This is a genomic window from Bradyrhizobium sp. Unk1 (genome assembly GCF_059512345.1).
Map to the genome: position 1 here is coordinate 66,924 of NZ_JCAMOP010000034.1, position 22,325 is coordinate 89,248.

The following is a 22,325-nucleotide window of genomic DNA, read 5'->3' on the forward strand; positions in this document are numbered from 1 at the left end:
CTTGATGCGCATCCTGGTCGCGACCGACGCCTGGCACCCGCAAGTCAATGGTGTGGTTCGGACGCTGACCAAGCTCGCAGACGCCGCCAAGGCGCTTAGCTTCGAAGGCGTTGGCGTCGAAGGCCTCGGCGTCGAGTTCACGTTCCTGACGCCGCAATCGTTCCGCACCTTCGCGATGCCGAGCTATCGCGACGTGCGGCTCGCGATGCCGCGCCCGGCGCGAATCGCGAAGCTGATCGCGGAGGCGCGCCCCGACAGCATCCATATCGCGACGGAGGGGCCGATCGGCCTGATGGTCCGCCGCTACTGCCGCCAGCGCAAGCTGCCGTTCACGACCAGCTTCCACACCCGCTTTCCCGAATATGTCCGCGCCCGCGTGCCGGTTCCGGAATCCCTGATCTGGCGGGCGCTGCGCCGATTTCACGCGCCCAGCCGCGCCGTGATGGCGGCAACGCCTGCGCTCGCCCGCGAGCTTGGCGAGCGCGGCTTCGACAACGTCGTGCTGTGGCCGCGCGGCGTCGACACCAGCCTGTTCCACCCCCGTGGGATCGACCTCTGCCTGCCGGCGCCGGTGTTTCTCTCGGTCGGCCGGATCGCGGTGGAGAAGAATCTCGAGGCGTTTCTTGATCTCGATCTGCCCGGCACCAAGGTGATCGTCGGCGACGGCCCGGCGCGGGTCGCGCTGGAAGAAGCCTACCCGGATGCGATCTTCCTGGGCGAGAAGCACGGCGAGGCGCTGGCGGCAATCTATGCTGCGGCGGACGTGTTCGTGTTCCCCAGCAAGACCGACACGTTCGGCCTGGTCCTGCTGGAAGCGCTCGCCAGCGGCCTGCCGGTTGCGGCCTTCCCGGTGAAGGGCCCCCGCGACGTGATCGGCGATGCACCGGTCGGCGCCCTGGATCACGATCTGCGCAATGCCTGCTTCGCCGCACTCGACGTGTCCCGGCAGGACTGCGTCGAATTCGCCGCCAATTACACCTGGGAGGCCTCGGCGAGGGCGTTTGTGGACAGCATCAAGGCGGTTGGCGCGGTGCTTCCAGGCAGGAATGGGGCGGAGCCGGTTAGTTTCGTAGCCTGAAAACCAAGGTTCATCGCGCGCAGGTGTCTTGCCCCGCGCCTCGTCCGGCGCGATAACATCAGGCATGACCGAACAGCTCCTCCCGATCGGCCCTGCCGATATCGATGCAGCAGCACGCGTGATCGCGCCCTTCGCCATCCGCACCCCGCTGTTGTCCTTTCCCGTGCTCAACGAGCGCGTCGGCGCAAAGGTCTTCCTGAAGCCGGAGATGCTCCAGCGCACCGGCTCCTTCAAGTTCCGCGGCGCCTTCAACAAGGTCGCCTCGATCCCGCAGGACAAGCGCGCCGGCGGCGTCGTCGCGTTCTCGTCCGGCAACCACGCCCAGGGCGTGGCGGCGGCTGCAAAGATCCTCGACATGCACGCGACCATCGTGATGCCCGCGGATGCGCCGCTGTCGAAGCGCGAGCGCACCAAATCCTATGGGGCCGAGGTCGTGCTGTACGATCGCGATCGCGACGACCGCGAGGCGATCTCGCGCGGCATCGCCGAGAAGCGCGGCGCGACATTGGTCAGGCCCTATGACGATCCGTTCGTGATCGCGGGGCAGGGTACCGCAGGTCGTGAGATCGCTGAGGACATGGCTGCGCTCGGCCTCAGCCCCGACATCGTGGTGGCCCCGGCCTCCGGCGGCGGCCTGATCGCGGGCGTCGCCACGGCCGTGAAGGCGCGCTATCCGCGCGCCGAGATCGTGGTGGCCGAACCCGAGGCGTTCGACGATCATGGAATTTCGCTGACCGCCGGCCACCGCGAGCCGCATGGGCCTGCGGGCCGCACCATCTGCGATGCGCTGATGGCCCTGATCCCCGGCGAGATGACCTTTGCGATCAACAGCAAGCTCTTGGCGCGCGGCGTGACTGCGTCGGACAAGGAAGTCGGCGCGGCCGTGGCGTTTGCCTATCGCGAGCTGAAGCTCGTAGTGGAGCCGGGCGGTGCGGTGGGCCTTGCTGCGCTGCTGGCAGGACGTCTCGACGTCGCCGGGAAGAACGTCGTCATCGTGCTCTCGGGCGGCAATGTGGATGCGGATCTGTTTGCCGAGCTGGTTGCTTAAGTTTCGGATCTTCTAACATGAGGAAGGGGCAGAGCGTTGGCGCTCTGCCCCTCTGTCGTATGTGTGTGGCTGATCGCGATCAGCGCATGAAGCCGCGGTGATTGTTGCCGCCGCCCATGGAGGGCGCCTGGTTCATCGACTGCCGGAAGTTGTTGCCGCCGTAGTTGACCACACGGTTGGTCGCATTGAACTGCGGGCGGTTGTTCTGCTGGTCGTTCTGCACCTGCACCTTGTTCACCGGGTTGTTGTTGAGCTTCACGATGCCGGTGTTGCCGTTGTTGACGCGGATCGGGTTGTTCTGGGTCTGAACGACCGGCTTCTTTTCGACAGTCGAGCCGCCGTTGTCGACATTCACCGGCATGCTCACGATCTTGCCAGGCGTGCCGTTGGTCTTGCCGTTGGCAGTGCCGGCATTGTTGCTACCGCCGTTCTGCGTAGTGTTGGTCGCGGGCAGGGTGACGATCTTGCCGACGCCGCCATTGATGTTGGTCGGCGCAGGCAGGGTGACGATCTTGCCCGGGGTTTGCGTCTGCGTGCCGTTCGGCTGGTTGTTGCCCGAGGGCAGGTTGACGATCTGGCCGCCATTGCCCTGCTGCATTAGCGGAATGTATTTGGGCTGGCCGAGATTGCCGATCTTGAACGTCGGGGCAACGTTCTGCGGCGCCAGGAACTTGGTCGCCTGCATCAGGGGGATCAGCTTCGGCTGGGTCTGGAGCTTCAGCGCGGATTGCGCATAGGGGCTGTTGCCGTAGCTGTCGTAGAAGCTCTTGTAGCCGAGCGGGGAATTCGCGAGCACCGCCTTGTGCCAGGCCTGCGTGATCAGCAGGTTCGAGAGCAGCCAGCGGACGTGGTCGCACAGCGGGTCGTGCGGGTACATCTGGATGAACTCCTGATAGTACTCCGGCCGTCCCTCGGACACGACGTAGTCATAGGCCTGGCGCGTCGAACGGCTCGGCAGGTTGGACGCGATCTGCACGACAGGCGCATTCACCGGCGCGCGGGTGGCGGCAATTGCGGTGTCGCCGAAGAAGGTGAAATCTGACGTCAGCGACGAGCTCTCCCACGGGATCTGCGCGCCGCTGGTGGTCTGGTTCACTTCGAGGCGCACGCGCTTGAACAGCTGCTCGATCGGCACGTTGGGTTCGCGCGCGACGTTGAGGAAGGCCTGGGTGTAGGGGCTGTGGCCGTTGGTGCCGTCCTGTGCTTCCGCACCCGGCGCGGTCGAGTAGCCGACGATCGAGCCGTTCGGCGCATCGACGATGGCGAGGCCGCGGCCGGCATCGTTGACATCAGGGAACGGATTGTTGCGGCAGGCATCGAGGATGACGATGCGCATGCGGCTCGGGATCGTCTCCAGCGTCGACATCACGTCGACGAGGCGCACCGAGTTGCTCACGAGCTCGGTGGGGTTCGAGACTTTCGCATCCACGGGGACGAGATAGTTCTCGCCGGCGAGCTGCACGCCGTGACCGGCGTAGTAGACCATGGCGACAGTGTTCGGACCCCGCGCGGAAACCTTGGCGGAAAAGTCCTGGACGACGCGGAGCATGTCGTTCTGGGTCAGGTCGGTCGCGGCGACCACCTCGAAGCCGGCGGAGTTCAGGAACTGCGCCATCGACTGCGCGTCATTGTCGGGGTTTTGGAGCTGCGGGGCGTTCCGGTAGTTCGAATTGCCGATCACCAGCGCGACCCGCTGCTCCGGGCCTTGCAGCGCGGTGGGGGCCGGCGCGACCGGGGCGACCTGCGCGGAAACAGGGCCGCAGGCGAAGCCGAACAGGCTTCCCACGAGGCTAGCCGTCATCAGGAAAGGCGGTAGGCGGAACATGGCGTGCTCCTCTGGCACTGATCTCGATGCGAGATTGGTTGCGAGGAAGCTTGGCCGCGTTCGAGCCTGTGGTCCGTGATCGCAATCACCATGGTAGGTTGCGTGATCTGAATCACGCTTTGGAACCTGCTATGATGAACGGCCGATGACCGGCCGCGCCGGTTCGGCCCGCGAAGACCATGCTTTGGGGAATGCCGTCACATGCTCTGCAAGCTCTCGCGCCCGGAATTCTATCGCGCGGCGGAGGCGAGCTTTGGTGTGGGTCGGCGACAGTAGGGGCCATGGATGCTTCCTGATCAGGAAGGGCGTGATCTGAATCGCGATGAGATTGGGGCGAACGGTCATCGCGCTTCAGGCTGCTGTTCGAACATATCTCCGCGCTAGCCCCGCCCCACCAGATGAGCCGCCGAGCGCCAGGCGTGCTGCGACAGGGCTTCGAGGTTTCGCACCGCCTCGACACGAAGCAGGGCGGCGTCGGCGGTCAGGGTTCCATTGGCCACCGCACCGAGCGTCGCACTGCGATGGGTGCGCAGCATTTCGGCGAGCTGTGTCGTACAACGCTCGAGCTCGGCGATCGCCTCGTCGGGCGGGTCGGCGCGCGGACCGGCCATGGCGTCGCCGGCGCGCGAGGCGGGTACGGAGTGCGGCGATCCGTCGACGCGGGGCGGCACCGCCACGCCGCGCGCAATCGCAGCCGCGCTTCGCATGACTTCGGCACATAGCTCTCCGGCGCGGATGTCCTCCGGTCCGCCTGCCACCGAAGCGAAATTGTTTCCTCCACTTGCGAGGTCCGTCAGCCGGGACGCGTGGTCGAGGGCGTGCAGCGTGCTCGTCAGACGCTGTTGCTCGTCGTCGGTCTCAGGCGGTCCAGCTACATCCGACAGGAATATTTGTGCCTGGCGCACGGCATCGGCCGCCTCCTCTACGGATACAGCGTCCTTCCCCAGACGTATCGATCCAGAGCGGCCGGCCAGTTTCGTCTCGACCGAACTGCACACCGTCAAGAGCACGCGCGCGATCGTGCGCCGTACCGCTTCCACCGCCACGATCGGGGTCTCAAGCGCCGAAGGATCGAGACATCGCGCCAGCGGCGAGCCGCGCTCGGGCAGAATCCGTTCGACCAGTCGCGTGAACGGGTTGATCAGGGGCAGCAGGACCGCGACACCGACGACGTTGAAGGCCGTGTGGTAGCCGGCCAGCAGCGTGACGCCGTCGATCGTGTCCGAGGCGCGCAGCAGCAAGGGCGTTACTATGGGAAAAGCCACCAACGCGATGAGTGCGGCAATCAGCTTGAAAAGAACGTAGGCGATGGCCAGCCGCTTCGCGGTCGGGCTCGCGCCAATCGCGGCCAGGGCGGAACTCGTCGCTGTTCCGATGTTCTGGCCGATGATCAGGGCGCAGGCCTGGTCCAACCCGATCGCGCCCGCGAAATAGGCGGACAGGGTCACCGCGATCGCGGCCGTCGACGATTGCATCAGCGCGGTCATGACCAATCCGATCACGACCAGCGCCAGCACGCCGAAGAGGCCCGACCACCATGACACCCCGGGACTGCCGAGAACTGCGGGCAGGTCCGCCGGGTGCAATCGTTCAGCCAGCCCGCCCATGCCCTGCTGCAGGGTCGTCAAGCCGAACAGCACAAGTCCGAAGCCGGCGAGCGCGGCGCCGACCCCGGAGATTCGTCCCTTGCCGAGAAGCTTGGTCAGCGCGCCGACGAAGATCATCGGCAGCGCCGCGGCCGTGAGCGAGACGCGGACGCCGATCAGGGCGACCAGCCAGCCGGTCCCGGTGGTGCCGATATTTGCGCCGAAGACGAGGCTCAACCCCTGCTGGAAGGTCAAGAGGCCGGCGCTGACGAGACCGATCGTCGTCATGGTCGTTGCGCTGGAGGACTGCACCAGCAGCGTGACCACGGCTCCCCAAAACGAGCCAAGCAGCGGCGTCGACGCAGCCTTGCCGAGCACCGTGCGTAGCGCAGAGCCGGCCAGCGTCTTCAGGCCATCCGTCATCACGGTCATGCCGAGCAGGAAGAGACCTACCCCGCCGAGCGTCGAGATCGCCGTGGACATGTGCGCTCCTTCCGACAGGGCACCATGAATAGCGAAGCAGACAGTACAGCAACGGAGTGCTGATAGGTCGGATCAATCATTGCACGATGGTCGGGCTGCCCGCGTTTCGGATGGGCGTGATCAGCCGGGAGCACGTCATCAAATCGGTCCAGCCACCCGATCGCCGCGAGCCAACGCATAACGATTCCGCGAAAGCCGGCATGGCTGCGTGTGCGGGATTTGATCGAGGCAGCGAATAGTCTCGCACTCGAATTTGAGTGGCCTGTCTGACCCTTACTGTCTATGGTCGATCCATGTCGCGCCTTATGTGTCTATCCATTGCTGTCATCTTGTCGCTGCTGCCTGCCGTCGCGCCGGCTGCGTCCATTCAAAAACGCCCAAAACAGGCCTGGCATGGCTACGGCTTCCTGCCGGGCTATCGCCAGCCGCTGAGCAACAGCATTCCGCTCTACAAGCAGAAGGAGGCGATGCGGCGCATGTCGCGCAGCGATCGCCGCCATTGGTACATCGACCCGGTCCCGCAGTATTACGGCTGGGATGGCGAATGGCGCTATTTCGGCCGGCCCGGCTTCGGCGGCGGCCGCTACAATGGTGGCAGCTTCGGACCGTGCTGGACGCGGACCCCGATCGGCGCGGTCTGGAACTGCGGCTGATCGGCATCGCTTCGCGCGACAGATTTCAATCGTAACCGAATCCGGTTCGGCTGAAACCAGACTGTCTTTCCGGTGTCCTAGCTCTTGTCCGGACCTCGCGGGTTCGGATGGAGTTATTGGCATGAATGATCGGTTCAAGGATAAAGTCGTCATCGTCACGGGCGCCGGCAGCGGCATCGGCGCCGCAGCCGCAAGGCGCTTTCACGGCGAAAGCGCCATTGTCGTGCTCAACGGACGGCGCGAGTTCAAACTGGCCGAAGTCGTCGCGGAGCTCGGCACCGATCGCTGCATGATCCGATCCGGCGACGTCTCGATCGCCGCTGACGTCGAGCGCCTGGTCGCCGACGTGGTCCGGCAATTCGGCAGGATCGACATCCTCGTCAACAATGCCGGGACGGGCGCACTGATCGATTTCCTGCTCGCCGATTCAGCTGTGGCGAGACGTCTTCGCGGTCAATGTCGACGGTGTCCTCTATATGACGCGCGCCGCGCTTCCGTACCTGATCGAACGTGGCGGCTCGATCGTCAACGTGTCGTCTCTCAGCGGGCTCGGCGGTGACCGGGGCGTGAGCTTCTACAACGCAACGAAGGGGGCCGTCAGCAATCTCACGCGCAGCCTGGCGCTCGAATTTGGCCCGAGAGGCGTGCGCATCAATGCGGTGTGCCCATCCTTGACCCTCACCGACCTGACGATGCCGATCATGGAGCAATATCCGGAATTGTTCGTAAGGCTGGTGGAACGTATCCCCTGGGGCGCGCAGCCCAGTCCGAGGAAGTCGCGAGCGTCATCGCATTTCTCGCAAGCGCCGACGCCAGCTTCGTCAACGGGGTGAACCTGCCAGTCGACGGCGGCGTCGACGCATCGACCGGGCAGGCGCCCTTCGTGTAGCGCGGATTGGTTTGCGAGAGCACCCGTGCCACAGCCTGGGTCCCGGCTCTGCGCCGCAACGCCAACGGCGTTGCAGCGCGTCCGGGACACGAGAGTGAGTACGCTGCGCTCCTTACGAGAAGAACGCGATCTTCTCGGCCTGGGTCATGCGGCGGATTGGCGCCATGGGGTCGTTGGCCGCCGCGCGGGGGTTTTGCAGAATGCCGCTGGCGAGGATGGTGGCGCCGAGCGAGGGCTCGGGCAGGGACGCGGACAAGGACGCGGACAAGGGTGAGGGCATTGGAAGCGTCGCGGCCGGCGCCGCACCGAATGTCGCGGCGGCCGCCATGGCCGGGGCCGGCTGCTCCATCACTTCGGCGGCGGCCCCGGCAATGGCGTCGGTGAGGCGCGCGAGCGAGTCCATTGCGATCGGCGCGTCTTCGGCGGGCTCCTCCACGACTGCGATGGCAGCCGGCTCGGCTGCGACAGGTTCGGGAAGCTCTGCCGCAATCGGGGCTGCGACCTCCGCGGCCATCGGCTCCGGGATGACCGCTTCCAGCTCGACCGGTTCGGTGATCTCGTCGAACTCCGGATCGGGCGCGGCCATTTCCAGCGCGATGGCATCGAGTATGGCTTCGTCCTCGGCTTCCGCGGCGGCGTCGAGCGAGACCCCGTCAGTCACCTCGGTGAAAGCGGCGGCCTCTGCGACCTCCTCTTCGGGTCCGACCTGATGGCCGGCGATCACCTCCGGCTCGATGGCGGCGTCCATTGCCTCCTCGCCAACGGCGAGTGCTTCGACGGTGCTGGCCTCGACCGCTGCTTCGGGCGCGGGAGTCGCTGCGATGTCCTGCGGCACCTCCGTAAAAGCCACGGGCGCTTCCTGCACCCGTGCAGGTGCGGAATGCACCGCCGCTTGCGGCGCTGTGTCGCCGTCACCATCAAGCTGCTCGACCCGATCCCTGAGCAGATCGAATGCGGCCTTGAGCTCGACGCGGGGGTCGATGGTCGATAGCTGCCCGCAAGCCGCCTCGATGGAGGAGAGCTGCGAATCAATGAGATCGCAGATTCGCCCGTCGGCGCCGATCTCGCGCCAGCGCCAGGAGATCTCCTTGATGATGCGCACGCCGCGCGGAATCGGCGCGAGGCTGGCCTCGATCGCCGCGGGATCGAAGGCGGCGATCGCGATGGTCTCGGCCTCGCGGATGGCGCGGCGGATCTCGACCAGCGCCTCGGGCAGGCGATCCTCGACGACCGGTTGTCGCTGTGCCGCAAGGGTTTCTTCGATTTTCGCGACCGCATCGAGCACCATGCGGGTATCCGCATTGCGGTTGCGCTTGGCATATTCGCCGAGGAACCAGCGGCCGCGCGCGGTCTCCATGAAGGCTTCGCGGATCGCGTCGTAATCCTGCTCGTTCGGCTCGGCCGCACGGGCAGACATAGGCGAGAGGGCGAATGCTTCGTTGGCCATATCAATCTCGTCGCGCAAATCACTACGCGTTACTGTAACGATCACCACGATATCGACCGAATCGCAATTGGTTTGATGGCAGGCGAATCACAAATCCCCACGCAAGCCGCCGTGAGGCGGCGATTCGCCGTGAGCCTGGCGCTGTTTTATTCGGCGGTCTTCGCGGTGTCGGGCACGCATCTGCCGTTCTTTCCGCTCTGGCTGAAGGCGATCGGCATCGACGCAAGCTGGATCGGCCTCATCAACGCGCTGCCGGCGATCACGCGCTTCACCACGCTGCCGCAGATCACCGCCCTTGCCGAGAAGCGGCATGCCATTCGCGCCGGCATGATGGTGTCGGTGCTGGCAACCGCGATCGGGTTCACGGCGGTCGGCCTGCAGCAGCAGCCGCTGGCGCTATTCCTGATCTATGCGTTGACCTGCATGATGTGGACGCCGACGACCCCGCTGACCGATGCCTATGCGCTGCGCGGCGTTGCACGCTATGGGCTCGACTACGGGCCCTTGCGGCTGTGGGGCTCGGCGGCCTTCGCCGCGGGCTCGCTCGCCTGCGGCTTTCTCGTCGACCACATCGCGGCGCGCGATCTGATCTGGATCATCGTCGCGTGGGCCGTCGTTGCGGTCGCCGCCAGCCTGCTGCTCCAGCCGCTCGACGATGCCAGGCGAAGGACGACGGAGACGCATGCCGGCAAGGCCTTGCTGCGCGATGGCGCCTTCTGGGCCGTCATCGCGTCGGCCGCGCTGATCCAGGGCAGCCACGTCGCCTATTACACGTTCTCGGCCATCAACTGGCAGCTCCACGGCTTCGGCGGACTGACGATCGCGGGTCTCTGGACGCTGGGCGTGATCGCCGAGATCGTCGTCTTCGCGCTGTCGCCGCGGTTCTCGCTGCATCCATCCACGCTGATCGCGATCGGCGGCGTGAGCGCCGTCGTGCGCTGGATCGTCACCGCGCAGGAGCCGCCGCTGGCGCTGCTCGTGATCGTGCAGCTCGGCCACGGCCTCACCTTCGGCATGACCATCGTCGGCACGATGAATTTGCTGGTGCAGCGCGTGCCATCGCATCAGATCGCGCGCGGGCAGGGCTATTACGCCGCGTGCAACGGGCTGCTGGGCGCTGCGACTTCGATCGCGTCAGGCGCGATCTACGCCCGCATCGGCGATGGCCTCTATTACGTGATGGCGGCGATGGCCGCGGCCGGCGCGCTCGTGATCTGGTCGGCGCGGCATCGACTCAAGGCTCACGCCGAGTAGCGCTCTTGCAGATGCGAAGCAACGCGGGCCGCGGCAATGCCACCCGCGACGCTCGCAGAAATGAGCCAGGCCAAGTAGAGAACGACAGCTAACGTGGACTGGAGTGTCGGCCCGATGCCAATCACCAACGTCGCGGCTAGGACGGCAAGAGCGCCGGAGAGTATCGCTCCGCCAACGAAGGCGAGGGCCAACCCAAGCGCCATCCGGGCCGAATATTTGAAGAGCAGGATACAGAACAGGATCGCTACGAGCGTTCCCGCGCTCAAGGATACGAACAGAAGGGTGACGGCAGGCCCCATAATTCCTCAAGGCTCAACGAAGGCGACCTCATCCCCAGAGCGAGGAGTCCGGCGGATAGACCAGGCTGTCGTCGTAGCGCAGGGCGTGATCGCGGTCGCGCGCCAGCAGCAGCGGGCCGTCGAGATCGACGAAGCGCGCCTGTGGCGTCACCAGCATTGCGGGGGCCATCGACAGCGAGGTCGCGACCATGCAGCCGATCATGATCTCGAAGCCGAGCGCCTGCGCGGCATCGGCCATCGCCAGCGCCTCGGTGAGGCCGCCGGTCTTGTCGAGCTTGATGTTCACGGCATCGTAGCGCTCGCGGAGCGGCGCCAGCGATTTGCGGTCATGCACGCTCTCGTCGGCGCAGACCGCGAGCGGCCGCTTGATCCGCACCAGCGCGCCATCCTTCCCGGCCGGCAGCGGCTGCTCGACCAGGGTGACGCCGACGGCGTCGCAGGCGGCGAGATTCTGCTCCAGATTGGCCTCGGTCCAGGCCTCGTTGGCATCCACGATCAGCTCGGATTCGGGGGCGGCCTTGCGAACCGCAGCGATCCGCTCCGGATCGCCGTCGCCGCCAAGCTTGATCTTGAGCAGGGGCCGGTGCGCCGCCTTGGCGGTCGCCGCCGCCATGGCCTCGGGGGTCCCTAACGAGATCGTGTAGGCCGTGGTGCGCTCGCCCGGCACCGGGCGGTCCAGCAGGTGCCAGGCCCGCAGGCCGGTCGCCTTGGCCTCGAGGTCGATCAGGGCGCAATCCAGCGCGTTGCGGGCGGCTCCGGGCGGCATGGCGACTTGAAGGGCCTCTCGCGAAAGGCCGCCGGCGACGGCCGCCTGCATGGCCTGGATGGCCGCAAGGGTTGCCTCGGGCGTCTCGCCATAGCGGGGATAGGGCACGCATTCGCCGCGACCGGTCAGGCCGTTTTGGACGATTTCGGCCACGACGGTCACGGCCTCGGTCTTGGCGCCCCGGCTGATGGTGAAACTGCCGGCGATGGGAAAGCGCTCGATTCGCGCGCGAAGTGCGGGAACTTTGCTGGAAGTCATTTTGAACTCTGGCGAAATCTGAACCTGCTAGTTACCTCTAGCAACTAACATTAACCAGTTGGGGATACCTTCTCTGGGTAAGGGCGTGTGCGCAACCATCTGATTCTACCCGTTTCTCGCGCCCCGGCACGGGAGCGGACACCTTGAGCGGCGATCCGAAGCTTGAACGGATTGCCAAGGGCAACGCGCTGGCACTCTGCGCCACCGGAACCTGGACCGCGAGCTTCGCGCCGGTCCTGGAGCGGATGGTGGCTGACGCCGAGAAGCTTGCCGGCGGTTCGCAAAGCATCTTCATCGACGTCTCCGAGGTCGCCAAGCTCGACACCTTCGGCGCCTGGCTGATCGAACGGCTGCGCCGCAGCCTGACCCAGGGCGCCGTCGAGGCGCAGATCGCAGGCCTCTCCGCTAATTATTCGAGCCTCGTGGACGAGGTGCGGCGGGTCAGGGCGACGCCTGTCGTCGACAGCAGCGCGGTCACCATCACCGGCATGCTGGAGCAGATCGGGCGGGCCGTGGCCGGGGTCGCCGGCACGGTTGCGGGCCTCGTCGACATGCTCGGCGCGGTGCTCGCGGCGGGGTTTCGCGTCTTGATCCACCCGCGCTCGTTCCGCCTGACCTCGACCGTGCACCACATGGAGCAGGTCTGCTGGCGCGCGGTGCCGATCATCGTGCTGATCACGTTCCTGATCGGCTGCATCATCGCCCAGCAGGGCATTTTTCATTTCCGCAGGTTCGGCGCCGACATCTTCGTCGTCGACATGCTCGGCGTGCTGGTGCTGCGCGAGATCGGCGTCCTCCTGGTCGCGATCATGGTCGCGGGTCGTTCGGGTAGCGCCTACACGGCCGAGCTCGGCTCGATGAAGATGCGCGAGGAGATCGACGCCCTGCGCACGATGGGTTTCGATCCGATCGAGGTCCTGGTGCTGCCGCGCATGCTGGCGCTGGTGCTGGCACTGCCGATCCTCGCCTTCCTCGGCGCCATGGCCGCGCTTTATGGCGGCGGCCTCGTCGCCTGGCTCTATGGCGGCGTCGATCCCGAAGCCTTCCTGTTGCGCCTGCGCGACGCCATCTCGATCGACCATTTCATCGTCGGCATCGTCAAGGCACCGGTGATGGCCGCCGTGATCGGCATCGTCGCCTGCGTGGAGGGGCTCGCCGTGCAGGGCAGCGCGGAATCGCTCGGACAGCACACCACGGCCTCCGTGGTGAAGGGCATCTTCTTCGTCATCGTCATGGACGGCGTGTTCGCCATCTTCTTCGCCTCGATCGGGATGTGACGATGGCGCAAGAAACTCAGAACGCGATTCAAAATCCGATCATCCGCGTCCGCGACATCACCGTGCAGTTCGGCACGACGCGCGTGCTCGATGGCCTCAACCTCGACGTCAAGCGCGGCGAAATCCTCGGCTTCGTCGGCCCATCCGGTGCCGGCAAGTCGGTGCTGACGCGTACCATCATCGGCCTCGTGCCGAAGGTCGCGGGCTCCATCGAGGTGTTCGGCGTCGACCTCGATTCCTCCAGCACCTCGCAGCGCCGCAGCGTCGAGCGCCGCTGGGGCGTGCTGTTTCAGCAGGGCGCGCTGTTCTCCTCGTTGACCGTGCGGCAGAACATCCAGTTTCCGATGCGCGAATATTTGCGCGTGTCGCAGCGGCTGATGGACGAGATCACCATGGCCAAGCTCACCATGGTCGGGCTGAAGCCGGAAGTCGCGGATCGCTTTCCCTCGGAACTGTCGGGCGGCATGATCAAGCGCGTGGCGCTGGCGCGCGCGCTGTCGCTCGATCCGGATCTCGTGTTCCTCGACGAGCCGACCTCGGGCCTCGATCCGATCGGTGCCGGCGATTTCGACGAGCTGGTCAGGACGCTCCAGCGTACTTTGGGCCTGACCGTTTTCATGGTAACGCACGACCTCGACAGCCTTTACACAGCCTGCGACCGCATCGCCGTTTTAGGGAACGGTAAGATCATTGCGGCAGGGTCGATCGCCGACATGCAGGCCTCGCAGCATCCCTGGCTGAGACAATATTTCCACGGCAAGCGCGCCCGTGCGGTGATGGGCTGAGGTGCCGGAGTAGCTGATGGAAACGCGGGCCAATTACGTACTGATCGGATCATTCACGCTGGCGGTGATCGCCGCGGCGATCGGCTTCGTGCTGTGGTTCCAGTCGCTGCACACCACCAAGCAGCGCAGCCCCCTGCGCGTCGTGTTCGAGGGCCCGGCGGCGGGCCTGCGCAACGGCGGCAGCGTCAATTTCAACGGTATCCGGGTAGGTGAGGTGGTCTCGGTGAAGCTCGACAACCCGCGGCGGGTTGTCGCACTCGCCATGGTCGAGAACAACACCCCGCTCCGCAAGGACACCCTGGTCGGCCTCGAATTCCAGGGCCTGACCGGCGTCGCCGCGATCTCGCTCAAGGGCGGCGAGGAGGCGGCGCCTCCGCCGCCGCTCGACGAGGACGGCATCCCGTCGCTGACGGCCGATCCCAACAAGCTCCAGGACGTCACCGAGGCGATCCGCGGCACGCTCCAGAACATCAACAAGATCGTCGCGGACAATCAGGAATCGGTGAAGAACTCGCTGAAGAACCTCGAGACCTTCACCAACTCGCTCGCGCGCAACTCCGAGAAGATCGACGGCGTGATGGCCAAGGTCGACGGCGTCATGCACAAGGCCGACAGCCTCATGCTCGGCCTCAACACGCTCGCCGGCGGCAAGGATGGCGGCGAGCTGTTCCAGGCGGTGAAGTCGATCCGCGAACTCGCCGATGACTTCGACAAGCGTTCCGGCGCATTGATGACCGATGGCCGCCGCACCCTCGGTGACATCAGCCGCGCCGTGAACAATTTCGATCGCAACCCGACCCGCGTGCTGTTCGGCGCCAGCAACAGCGCCCCGGCCGCCGCTCCGCCGCCGGCCGAGCCGCCGAGGCAGGCGCCCGCCGCGAGCGGCAGGCGGCAGTAGGCGTTTAGTACACGGACCTCACCTCGTCATTGCGAGCGTAGCGAAGCAATCCAGATCGTCTCCGCGGAAGCAGTCTGGATTGCTTCGTCGCAAGGACTCCTCGCAATGACGGGCTCAAATAAAAACGGAGGCCGTGAGGCCTCCGTTCTCATTCGCTATTCGTTGTCGCTACGGGCTGATCACCCGAGCCGACCCGCCGCATGCGCGAGCAGGGTGTAGACCAGGCCCGTCTCCGAGGTCAGGTGGCTGCGCAGCTCCTGCGGACCACGGCCGTCGCGGGCGACTTCGTCGAGCAGACGCTCGAACTCGGCGACGTAGCGGTCGACCGTACCCTTGAAGTTGCGGTCGGCGCGGTACTTGCGGGCGACCTCGTCAAAGGCCTTCTGGCCGGCGGGCGTGTAGAGGCGCTTTGTGAAGGCCTTGTTCTCGCCACGCTGGTAGCGGTCCCACATCTCGGCGGCGAGGTTGCGGTCCATCAGGCGGCCGATGTCGAGCGACAGCGACTCCAGCGGATTGCTGCCACCCTGCGGAGCCTGCGGCTGCGGCGCGGGTGTCGCGCGGCCACGCGGGGCCTCACGTCCGGTCGGAGCGCCCTGGTTGGCGTCCGTGCGGTTCAGGAGGTCCGACAGCCAGCCGTCGCGGCCCTGGTCGTTGCCTGCGGGCGCGACCGGCGGCGCTTCGGTGCGGCGCGAGGAGGCGGGCATGCCGAGGTCCGGCGGCGGCAGCGTCGAGGCGCTGCCGGTGTCGCGGCTGCGGGTCTCGGTGTTGCGCGTGCCGACGGCTGCCAGCAACGGCTCTTCCTGGCGCTGCGCGCTGGCGCGGCCCGTCGTGGAGACGTCGAGGCCACGGCCATGCTGGGCCACGATGCGGTTGAGCTCGGCGAGGGCCTCGATCTGGTCGACGATCACCTTGCGCATCTGCGCAGTGCTCTCGGCGGCCTCCTGTGGCATCTCGAGCACGCCGCGGCGCAGCTCGTTGCGGGTGGCTTCGAGCTCGTTGTGCATCTCGAACGCCATCTGCTTCATGCTGGAGACGAGGTTGGTGAACTTCTCGGTCGACTGCTTGAACATCGTATCCGCCTCGTCCGTGGTCTGGCGGTAGATGTCGTGCATGGCCTCGATGGTCTGGCGGTGCTCCTCCTCGGACGCCACGCGCACCGCCTCGAACTGGCGGGTGATCGCGGCGGAACCTGCGCCGGCGGTCTCCGCGACGACGCGGGCGATGTCGCGGGCACGCTCTTCGGCGGCGGCCAGCGATTCATCGAGCAGGCCGGTGAAGCGCGACAGACGCTGGTCCAGATCGGCCGTGCGCAGGTCGATGGTCGTGACGAGCGATTCCAGCGCCTGCTTGCGTTCGGCGAGGGAAGCGGTGGTGTTCTTGTTGCTCACCTCGACGACCTGCGCGGCCTCGACCAGCGCCTTGCCGTGCGCGTCGAACTGGGTCGACAGCTCGCCGAGGTCCTGCAGCGCCCGCGTGGTCTTCGTATTGAAGACGTTGAGCTGGTCTTCCAGGTTCTGCGTCGCAGCGCCGTTGCGCGAGGTGACGTCGTTCATCGCCGAGACGAAGTCGGCGACGCGCGTCACCAGCGCCCGCTCGAGCGAGTTGAGGTTGTCGTGCGCACCGGTCAGCACCTCCTGGAGCAGGATGTTGCCTTCGCGCAGACGCTCGAACAGGGCCACCGTGTCGGTGCGCAGGATCTTGCTGGTCTCCTGCATCTCGGTGACCGCCGCGATCGAGACCTGGCGCGACTGGTCGATCGCCGAGCGGGAGGCCTGTTCGAGGTCCTTGAGCGACTTGCCGACCGCGCCGGTGGCCATCTCGCTCGCCGCGTTGATGGTGCGGGCGACTTCGGAGCCGTTGCCCATCATCGTCTGCGAGAACGCATGACCGCGCGTCTCGATCGACTTCAGCGCATCCGAGGTGACGCGGTCGATGTCGAGCGTGAGCTGGCTGGTCTTCGAGCCGATCGCATCGACCAGCGCGCCGCGCTTGGCGTCGATCATGTTCGACAGACGGTCGGCCTGCTGCTGCACATAGGTGACGATCTCGTCGGTCTTGCCGGTCATGGCCTGGCCGAAGCTGCTGCTGGCGGCGAGCACCGAACGCTCGACGTCGGCCGAGCTCGACTTGACGCGCGAGCTTGCCTCGTTGGAGGCGTTGATCAGCGCGTTCTGGGCGTTGAGCGCGCTGGTCTGGATGTCGTTGGTGGCGTTGGTCGTGGCCGTGCTCAATGCGCGCTCGATCTCGGTCGAGATCGTGCGGATCTGGCTTGCGGCATCCGCCGACGTCGAAGTCAGCGAGGTCTGCGCCTCACGCGCGCTGTTGAGGATGGTCGAGGCGGTGTCGGCGCCGACCGAGGTCAGCGTGCGCTCGATGTCCGTGGTCAGCGACTTGATCTGGCTTGCCGCGTCCGTCGAGGCGGTGATCAGCGTGCCCTGGGCCTCGCGCACGCCGCTGGTGAGCGCCTCGATGGTGGCGCCGCCGGCGGTCGCCAGCGCGCGCTGCATCTCGGCCGCGAGCGAACGGACCTGGCTGGTCTGTTCGGCCGAGACGGAGAGCAGGGTGCTCTGGGCGTCGCGGGCGCTGGTCGTGATCGTCTCGGCGGTCGACTGGCCGACCTGCGAGAGCGACCGATGCACTTCGACCGCGAGCGACTTGACCTGGGTCGCCGCATCCGAGGACGCGTTGACGAGCGTGGTCTGGGCTTCGCGGGCGCCGGTCATGATGGTCTCGGCCGTCGAGGTGCCGGCCATCGAGAGCGAGCGCTGCACGTCCGAGGACAGCGCCTTGATCTGGTTGGCGGTCTCGGTCGAGGCCGCGATCAGCGCGCTCTGCGCATCGCGGGCGCCGGCGGTGATCGATTCCGCGGTGGTGGCGCCGGCCAGCGACAGCGAACGCTGCACGTCGGCGGTGAGGGTCTTGACGTGGTTGGCCGCGTCCGAAGACGCCGTGACGAGCGTGGTCTGCACCTCGCGGGCGCCGGCCAGGATCGAGGCTGCGGTGGCAGAACCGGCCGCCGACAGCGTGCGTTCGACGTCGACCGCGAGCCCCTTGATCTGGTTGGACGCATCGCACGAGGCCGCGACCAGGGTCGACTGAGCCTCGCGGGCGCTGCTCAGGATCGAGTTCGCAGCGCCGGTGCCGGCCGCCGACAGCGTGCGTTCGACGTCGACCGCGAGCCCCTTGATCTGGTTGGAGGCATCGCCCGAGGCCGCGACCAGGGTCGACTGAGCCTCGCGGGCGCTGCTCAGGATCGAGTTCGCAGCACCGGTGCCGACCGCGGTCAGCGCGCGCTCGACCTCGGTGGAGGTCATCATGAGCTGGGCGTTGACGTCGGAGGAGACCATCATCAGCGACTGCTGCGCGGTGCGCGCACCGGTCTGGATCGTTTCGCTGGTGTTGACGACGAGGTTGGTGAGCGAGCGCTCGGCGTCCTCGACATGCGAGCGGATCGCGGTCGAGATCATCTCGGCGCGGGACATCATGTCCTCGCTGGCCTGACGGCCGCTGCTTTCGATGCGGCCGGCGACGGCTTCGACACGCGAGCCGAGCAGGTCCTCGAACTGCGCCACGCGCACGTCGATGTCGTTGGCGACCGAGCCGACCTTGGTCTCGATGGCCTGGTGGATGTCCTGGAAGCGCGCCGTGACCGTGTCGGTCAGGTGCGTGCTGCGGCCGTCGATCATCTCGGCGACGCCGGTGATGCGGCGGTCGACCGCCTCGATCGCCTGCGCGGTGCCGTCGGTGAGCGTCGAGGTCAGCAGGGTGAGGCGCGTGTCGATCGACTGCACGGCCTGCGAGGCGCCGTTCGTCACCGCAGTCGTCAGGTAGGTGAGGCGCGTGTCGATGGATTCGAGCGCCTCCGAGGCGCCGCCCGAGAGCGTCGTCGTGAGGTGCGTCAGCCGCGTATCGATCGACTGGATGGTCTGCGATGCGCCATCGGTGAGCGAGGTCGCGAGATGGTTGAGGCGGGTATCGATCGTCTCGATGGCCTGCGATGCGCCGTCGGTGAGCGACGTCGTCAGGTGGGTGAGGCGGGAGTCGATCGACTGGATCGCCTGCGCGGCACCGTCGGTCAGCGACGAGGCGAGGGTGTTGAGGCGTCCGTCGATGGTTTCGGTCACCGACTTGGCGCGGGTGTCGAACGACTGTTCGAGCGCGGCGACGCGGCCGACGAGCTGGTCGTCGAAGGTCTTGATGTGGCCTTCGATCGTGCCGTCGAGGTTGACGATCTTGTCGTTCAGCGAGGCGTCGAGGTTGGTGACACGTTCGCCGACCGTGGTCTCGAACTGCACCAGGCGCTGGTCGAGCACGGCCGTGATCGCCCCGCCGTGCGAGGTGAAGCGGGTATCGAAATTGTCGACATAGGTCTTCAGGCTCTCGGAGATGTCCTGGGTGCGCTGGCCCATGCGATCGACGATCTCACCGCCGAACGTCTTCACGGTGCGGTCGAACTCGGAGATGTGGCGGGTGATCAGCGCGCCGAGCGTGCCGGAGTCGCGGGCGAACTTCTCGACCAGCTCGGTGCCCTGGTTCTTCACCAGCTCGTCGAACGCGCTCATCTGCAGCGACAGCGAGTCGTGCGCGGTCTCGGTCTGGCTGACGACCTTCGCGACGAGCGTGTTGACGGTGGCGTCGAGCGCCTCGCTCGCCTTGTCGCCGGAGGTCATGATGTGGCCGGCGAGCCGGTTGCCGGCATCGTCGATCTTGGCGGAGAGGTCGCTGGAGCGCAGCTCGAGCTCGAGCAGCAGCGAGTCCGACGAATTCTTCAGGCTGTCGTGCACCTGCTCGGTGCGCTCGGAGATGCCGTCGACGATGGCGGCGGAGCGCTGCTCGAACTCGCCGGTGATGCGGTCGATACGCTCGTTCAGCATCTCGTGGACGCGGTCGGCGAGGTCGACGAACTCGTCGTGGACGTGGCCGGTCTTGAAGTTGAGGCTGGTGGTCAGCCGCTCGCTGGCGTCGAGCACGGCGCGCGTGGTCTCGTTGCTGGCCTCCTCGAGGCGGTCGAGCAGGTCGCCGCCGCGCTCGCCGAGCGCGAGGATCATGTTGTCGCCGGCGTTGCTCAGTGCGCCGGTGATGTGGGCGCCGCGCTCTTCCAGCGCGCCGGTGATGCTCTTGGCGACCTCGTCGACGCGCGAGGCGATCGCGTCCGAGATCAGCGCGATGTCGTGGCGCAGATCGATCTGCACGCCGGAGATGGCGCTGCGGACCTGCTCGGCCTGGCCGACCAGATTGTCGCGCTGGTGCGCGATGTCCTGGAGCAGGGAGCGGATGCGCACTTCGTTGTCGGAATAGGCGCGTTCGAGCGCCGCAACCTCGTTGGCGACCAGCGTCTCGAGCTCGCCGGCGCGCGCGATGGCGCGCTCGATGCCGTCGCCCATCGCCGCGACCTCGCGGCGGATGGCCTGGCCGACGGTGACCATGGAATCGGACGCCGAACCCTCGGGCTCGGAGAAGCGGATCGCGACCTGCGCCATCGCCTGCGCGATCATGCGCATTTCCTGGCCGCGCCAGACCAGGCTCGCCAGGAAGTAGAACAGCATGATCGGCGCGAAGAACATCGCGATCAGGCCGGCGATGACGAGCACGCCGCCGCTCTGGCCCATGGCGGCCTGGATCGAGGGCAGGAAGCCGACGGTGAGCGCGGCGCAGGCTGCGAGCCAGACGCCGGCGAAGATGGTGGCGAAGGTGTAGACGCTGCGGGCAGGGCGGCCCTTCTGAAGCGCCTGAAGCAACTGGCCGATGGTCTCGCGGTCGTCGTTGGCGGCGCGGCGCGAGGTGCGCGGCTCCTCGATCGTATCGAACACGGTGGCCCGCTCGTTGGCGGCAGGACGCGGCTCGAAGGTCGGCTCGTCGAAGATCGGGGGAGCCGGCGGCCCCATCGGAGCCGACGTTTCGTTGCGCATCGAGGCGTTGCGGCTGGTGTCCGCGGCCGTGTCGCTGATGTTCAGGGCTTCCTGGATCGCAGAAAGCGCAACTTCTGTGGGGTCTTTGACCTTTTTCGGAGTGTTCGCCATGTTCAGTCCGAGCCCTCGTTACTTGTACGCGTCCCCCCGCGAGCCCTGCGCGCGCTACGCAAGCCCACAGACCGGATCATGCCGCTTGCGCGGATTCCAGCCGTCCCCACCCGGACGGCTTGTCCGCCAATTTCCGCAACATCCTATTGGCAGAGCGTCGCGAATGAAATGCCCGGGATTAAGACAATCTTAATCATCGTTAACAGGATAGTGCCGTAACGCCTTAGCAATAAATGGAATTCTCCACCGGACTCGCTGGATTGCGGCAACTTTTCGTCAATAAACGGGCGGATTTGCGTAAGACGGCCCAAACACTTCGTTAACCATTTCCATGCTTGGGTGGGGGGAAACGTGACCGCCGAACCGGCGGACATCGCGCGATGCCGGGGCCTGCGCCATGACGCCTGAACTGCAACGGATGGACTGGATGCCTTCGCCCCCGCTTGCACCCATCGACAGCCCGCTCGACCTCGATCACCTCTCGCGCATGACGCTCGGGGACACTGAGCTGGAACAGGAAGTGCTCGCGATGTTCGCCGAGCAGGCGGTCCGCCTGGTCGCGGCGATGGCAGCACTGCCGGCCGAGGCCGGCGCACTCGCCCACAAGCTCAAGGGCTCGGCGCGCGGAATCGGCGCCTTTGCGGTGGCGGACGCCGCAGCCAGCCTGGAGACCGCGGTCCGGACCGGCCATGGCCGGCCGCACGCCTTCGCCGCGCTGAAAGAGGCGGTGACCGAGGCTCGCGCCGCCATCGAGGCGATCCTGAAGCCTTAGGGCGAGAGGGTCAGAAACCGCGCTCTAGTCTTTTGTTTTGACGCGTTTTCTTCCCGCGAAGCGGGATTCACGTCGCTTCAAAACCCTATGGCGCCGGGCGGATCGACCCGTTATAGGACAGCCCGGACCCTCCTTCATTCGCAACATCGCGGCAGCACGAGCACACATGGCCAAGATTAACTTTGTCGACCACAAGGGCGAAACCCGTACGGTGGAAGTCGAGAACGGCGCGACCGTGATGGAAGCCGCCATCCGCAACAGCATTCCCGGCATCGAGGCCGAATGCGGCGGCGCCTGTGCCTGCGCAACCTGTCATGTCTATGTCGACGAAGCCTGGCGCGAGAAGGTCGGCAGCCCGACGCCGATGGAAGAGGACATGCTCGATTTCGGTTTCGACGTGCGCCCGAACTCACGGCTGTCCTGCCAGATCAAGGTCTCCGACGAGCTCGACGGGCTCGTCGTGGCGACGCCGGAACGACAGGCCTGATCGTCTCTCGCTATACTAGATGCTCGGCGGCGCGACCTCGGTACCGCGCTTGTGCCAAGGCCTGAGCTTCTCGATGATCTCAGCGGTGAGCGGTGCGGGCCGCCGCGTCGCCTCGTCGAGCATGACGCCGACCGACATCGCCGAAGCGATGCACTTTCCTTCCGAAAACACCACCTGTTCGAAGGTCACCGACGTCCGTCCCAGCTTGACCACGCCGAGGCCGAGCTCGACTGTGTTCGGCCAGTGCAGCTCGGCGCGGAAATGGATGTCGAGCCGCACCATGATCCAGGCGAGGCCCGGCGGCGTCAGCCCGTATTCCGGGCTCTTCATCAGCGTGACGCGGCCGGTCTCGAAATAAGTGGCGTAGACCGCGTTGTTGACGTGCTGGTTCGGATCGAGATCGCCGAAGCGGACATTGTCGCCGAGACGATAGGGATAGTCCTCCAGGCGCGGCGTCGTATCGAGGCGGCTTGGTGCGTTCACCGATTGATCTCCGTCAT

The 22,325-nt window shown here is 66.3% G+C and carries 17 protein-coding genes and 1 pseudogene; 11 read left to right on the forward strand and 7 right to left on the reverse strand.

Features of this window, described 5'->3' with window-relative positions; translation table 11 throughout:
* The first annotated feature begins 4 nt into the window (after positions 1-4).
* Together AC5ZFO_RS34250 and AC5ZFO_RS34255 are read left to right on the forward strand one after the other, a co-directional pair.
* Complete coding sequence (locus AC5ZFO_RS34250) at positions 5-1,078, forward strand: glycosyltransferase family 4 protein (protein ID WP_496123167.1); 1,074 nt, start codon at positions 5-7, stop codon at positions 1,076-1,078.
* Between the two features lie 64 nt (positions 1,079-1,142).
* Positions 1,143-2,126 carry a threonine/serine dehydratase family protein gene (locus AC5ZFO_RS34255; protein ID WP_282523676.1) on the forward strand — a complete coding sequence of 328 codons (984 nt, stop codon included), beginning with the start codon at positions 1,143-1,145 and terminating at the stop codon, positions 2,124-2,126.
* Between the two features lie 79 nt (positions 2,127-2,205).
* Here the strand turns inward: AC5ZFO_RS34255 and AC5ZFO_RS34260 are convergent, their stop codons facing one another.
* Entirely contained in the window at positions 2,206-3,951 is a 1,746-nt protein-coding gene (locus AC5ZFO_RS34260; protein WP_496123168.1) for a caspase family protein, read from the reverse strand.
* 380 nt (positions 3,952-4,331) lie between these two features.
* Positions 4,332-6,020, reverse strand: a complete 1,689-nt coding sequence (locus tag AC5ZFO_RS34265) for a Na/Pi cotransporter family protein (protein ID WP_496123169.1) — start codon at positions 6,018-6,020, stop codon at positions 4,332-4,334.
* A 293-nt stretch (positions 6,021-6,313) separates the two neighbouring features.
* Here AC5ZFO_RS34265 and AC5ZFO_RS34270 point away from each other — a divergent pair, with 293 nt between their 5' ends.
* The 3 genes and pseudogenes from AC5ZFO_RS34270 to AC5ZFO_RS34280 all read left to right on the forward strand — a co-directional run bounded on the left by AC5ZFO_RS34270 (position 6,314) and on the right by AC5ZFO_RS34280 (position 7,562).
* The gene (locus AC5ZFO_RS34270) at positions 6,314-6,673 is read left to right on the forward strand and encodes a hypothetical protein (protein ID WP_496123170.1); all 360 of its coding nucleotides are present in this window, start codon (positions 6,314-6,316) and stop codon (positions 6,671-6,673) included.
* A gap of 121 nt (positions 6,674-6,794) precedes the next feature.
* Positions 6,795-7,232, forward strand: coding sequence for an SDR family NAD(P)-dependent oxidoreductase (locus AC5ZFO_RS34275; RefSeq protein ID WP_496123171.1), 438 nt, complete (start codon positions 6,795-6,797; stop codon positions 7,230-7,232).
* Positions 7,150-7,562 (forward strand): annotated as a pseudogene (locus tag AC5ZFO_RS34280) (SDR family NAD(P)-dependent oxidoreductase). The gene AC5ZFO_RS34275 and the pseudogene AC5ZFO_RS34280 overlap by 83 nt, the downstream one beginning before the upstream one ends.
* A gap of 112 nt (positions 7,563-7,674) precedes the next feature.
* Here AC5ZFO_RS34280 and AC5ZFO_RS34285 read toward each other — a convergent pair.
* Positions 7,675-9,009: a hypothetical protein gene (locus AC5ZFO_RS34285; protein WP_496123173.1), complete on the reverse strand. Its 1,335-nt coding sequence runs from the start codon at positions 9,007-9,009 to the stop codon at positions 7,675-7,677.
* A 75-nt stretch (positions 9,010-9,084) separates the two neighbouring features.
* Between AC5ZFO_RS34285 and AC5ZFO_RS34290 the strand changes: the two genes are divergently transcribed.
* Positions 9,085-10,263, forward strand: a complete 1,179-nt coding sequence (locus tag AC5ZFO_RS34290) for an MFS transporter (protein WP_496123174.1) — start codon at positions 9,085-9,087, stop codon at positions 10,261-10,263.
* Here AC5ZFO_RS34290 and AC5ZFO_RS34295 read toward each other — a convergent pair.
* Positions 10,251-10,562 (reverse strand): hypothetical protein, encoded by a 312-nt coding sequence (locus AC5ZFO_RS34295; protein ID WP_496123175.1) that lies wholly within the window; start codon positions 10,560-10,562, stop codon positions 10,251-10,253. The genes AC5ZFO_RS34290 and AC5ZFO_RS34295 overlap by 13 nt on opposite strands.
* 28 nt (positions 10,563-10,590) lie before the next feature.
* Complete coding sequence (dgcA, locus tag AC5ZFO_RS34300; RefSeq protein ID WP_496123176.1) at positions 10,591-11,586, reverse strand: N-acetyl-D-Glu racemase DgcA; 996 nt, start codon at positions 11,584-11,586, stop codon at positions 10,591-10,593.
* A 143-nt stretch (positions 11,587-11,729) separates the two neighbouring features.
* On the opposite strand from dgcA, the gene AC5ZFO_RS34305 reads away from it, so the two are divergent.
* The 3 genes from AC5ZFO_RS34305 to AC5ZFO_RS34315 are packed head-to-tail and all read left to right on the forward strand — an operon-like array spanning position 11,730 to position 14,546.
* Entirely contained in the window at positions 11,730-12,863 is a 1,134-nt protein-coding gene (locus AC5ZFO_RS34305) for an MlaE family ABC transporter permease (protein ID WP_038944308.1), read from the forward strand.
* 2 nt (positions 12,864-12,865) lie between these two features.
* A complete protein-coding gene (locus tag AC5ZFO_RS34310; protein WP_496123177.1) occupies positions 12,866-13,648 on the forward strand; it encodes an ABC transporter ATP-binding protein in 783 nt (260 codons plus the stop codon).
* A 16-nt stretch (positions 13,649-13,664) separates the two neighbouring features.
* Entirely contained in the window at positions 13,665-14,546 is an 882-nt protein-coding gene (locus tag AC5ZFO_RS34315) for an MlaD family protein (RefSeq protein WP_028153328.1), read from the forward strand.
* 179 nt (positions 14,547-14,725) lie between these two features.
* On the opposite strand, the gene AC5ZFO_RS34320 is transcribed toward AC5ZFO_RS34315, so the two are convergent.
* Positions 14,726-20,566 carry an apolipoprotein A-IV repeat region-like domain-containing protein gene (locus tag AC5ZFO_RS34320; RefSeq protein ID WP_496123178.1) on the reverse strand — a complete coding sequence of 1,947 codons (5,841 nt, stop codon included), beginning with the start codon at positions 20,564-20,566 and terminating at the stop codon, positions 14,726-14,728.
* A 397-nt stretch (positions 20,567-20,963) separates the two neighbouring features.
* Between AC5ZFO_RS34320 and AC5ZFO_RS34325 the strand changes: the two genes are divergently transcribed.
* Together AC5ZFO_RS34325 and AC5ZFO_RS34330 are read left to right on the forward strand one after the other, a co-directional pair.
* The gene (locus AC5ZFO_RS34325) at positions 20,964-21,338 is read left to right on the forward strand and encodes an Hpt domain-containing protein (protein WP_282523688.1); all 375 of its coding nucleotides are present in this window, start codon (positions 20,964-20,966) and stop codon (positions 21,336-21,338) included.
* 166 nt (positions 21,339-21,504) lie between these two features.
* The gene (locus AC5ZFO_RS34330) at positions 21,505-21,825 is read left to right on the forward strand and encodes a 2Fe-2S iron-sulfur cluster-binding protein (protein WP_014493954.1); all 321 of its coding nucleotides are present in this window, start codon (positions 21,505-21,507) and stop codon (positions 21,823-21,825) included.
* Positions 21,826-21,840: 15 nt separating this feature from the next.
* Here AC5ZFO_RS34330 and AC5ZFO_RS34335 read toward each other — a convergent pair whose 3' ends face one another.
* Positions 21,841-22,308: an acyl-CoA thioesterase gene (locus AC5ZFO_RS34335; RefSeq protein WP_282523689.1), complete on the reverse strand. Its 468-nt coding sequence runs from the start codon at positions 22,306-22,308 to the stop codon at positions 21,841-21,843.
* Positions 22,309-22,325: the final 17 nt, after the last annotated feature.

Bases quoted from the DNA above. Each gene is read 5' to 3' on its own strand.
- AC5ZFO_RS34250 (WP_496123167.1), top strand. From the start codon at position 5: ATGCGCATCCTGGTCGCGACCGACGCCTGGCACCCGCAAGTCAATGGT.
- AC5ZFO_RS34255 (WP_282523676.1), top strand. From the start codon at position 1,143: ATGACCGAACAGCTCCTCCCGATCGGCCCTGCCGATATCGATGCAGCA.
- AC5ZFO_RS34260 (WP_496123168.1), bottom strand. From the start codon at position 3,951: ATGTTCCGCCTACCGCCTTTCCTGATGACGGCTAGCCTCGTGGGAAGC.
- AC5ZFO_RS34265 (WP_496123169.1), bottom strand. From the start codon at position 6,020: ATGTCCACGGCGATCTCGACGCTCGGCGGGGTAGGTCTCTTCCTGCTC.
- AC5ZFO_RS34270 (WP_496123170.1), top strand. From the start codon at position 6,314: ATGTCGCGCCTTATGTGTCTATCCATTGCTGTCATCTTGTCGCTGCTG.
- AC5ZFO_RS34275 (WP_496123171.1), top strand. From the start codon at position 6,795: ATGAATGATCGGTTCAAGGATAAAGTCGTCATCGTCACGGGCGCCGGC.
- AC5ZFO_RS34285 (WP_496123173.1), bottom strand. From the start codon at position 9,009: ATGGCCAACGAAGCATTCGCCCTCTCGCCTATGTCTGCCCGTGCGGCC.
- AC5ZFO_RS34290 (WP_496123174.1), top strand. From the start codon at position 9,085: ATGGCAGGCGAATCACAAATCCCCACGCAAGCCGCCGTGAGGCGGCGA.
- AC5ZFO_RS34295 (WP_496123175.1), bottom strand. From the start codon at position 10,562: ATGGGGCCTGCCGTCACCCTTCTGTTCGTATCCTTGAGCGCGGGAACG.
- dgcA (WP_496123176.1), bottom strand. From the start codon at position 11,586: ATGACTTCCAGCAAAGTTCCCGCACTTCGCGCGCGAATCGAGCGCTTT.
- AC5ZFO_RS34310 (WP_496123177.1), top strand. From the start codon at position 12,866: ATGGCGCAAGAAACTCAGAACGCGATTCAAAATCCGATCATCCGCGTC.
- AC5ZFO_RS34315 (WP_028153328.1), top strand. From the start codon at position 13,665: ATGGAAACGCGGGCCAATTACGTACTGATCGGATCATTCACGCTGGCG.
- AC5ZFO_RS34320 (WP_496123178.1), bottom strand. From the start codon at position 20,566: ATGGCGAACACTCCGAAAAAGGTCAAAGACCCCACAGAAGTTGCGCTT.
- AC5ZFO_RS34325 (WP_282523688.1), top strand. From the start codon at position 20,964: ATGACGCCTGAACTGCAACGGATGGACTGGATGCCTTCGCCCCCGCTT.
- AC5ZFO_RS34330 (WP_014493954.1), top strand. From the start codon at position 21,505: ATGGCCAAGATTAACTTTGTCGACCACAAGGGCGAAACCCGTACGGTG.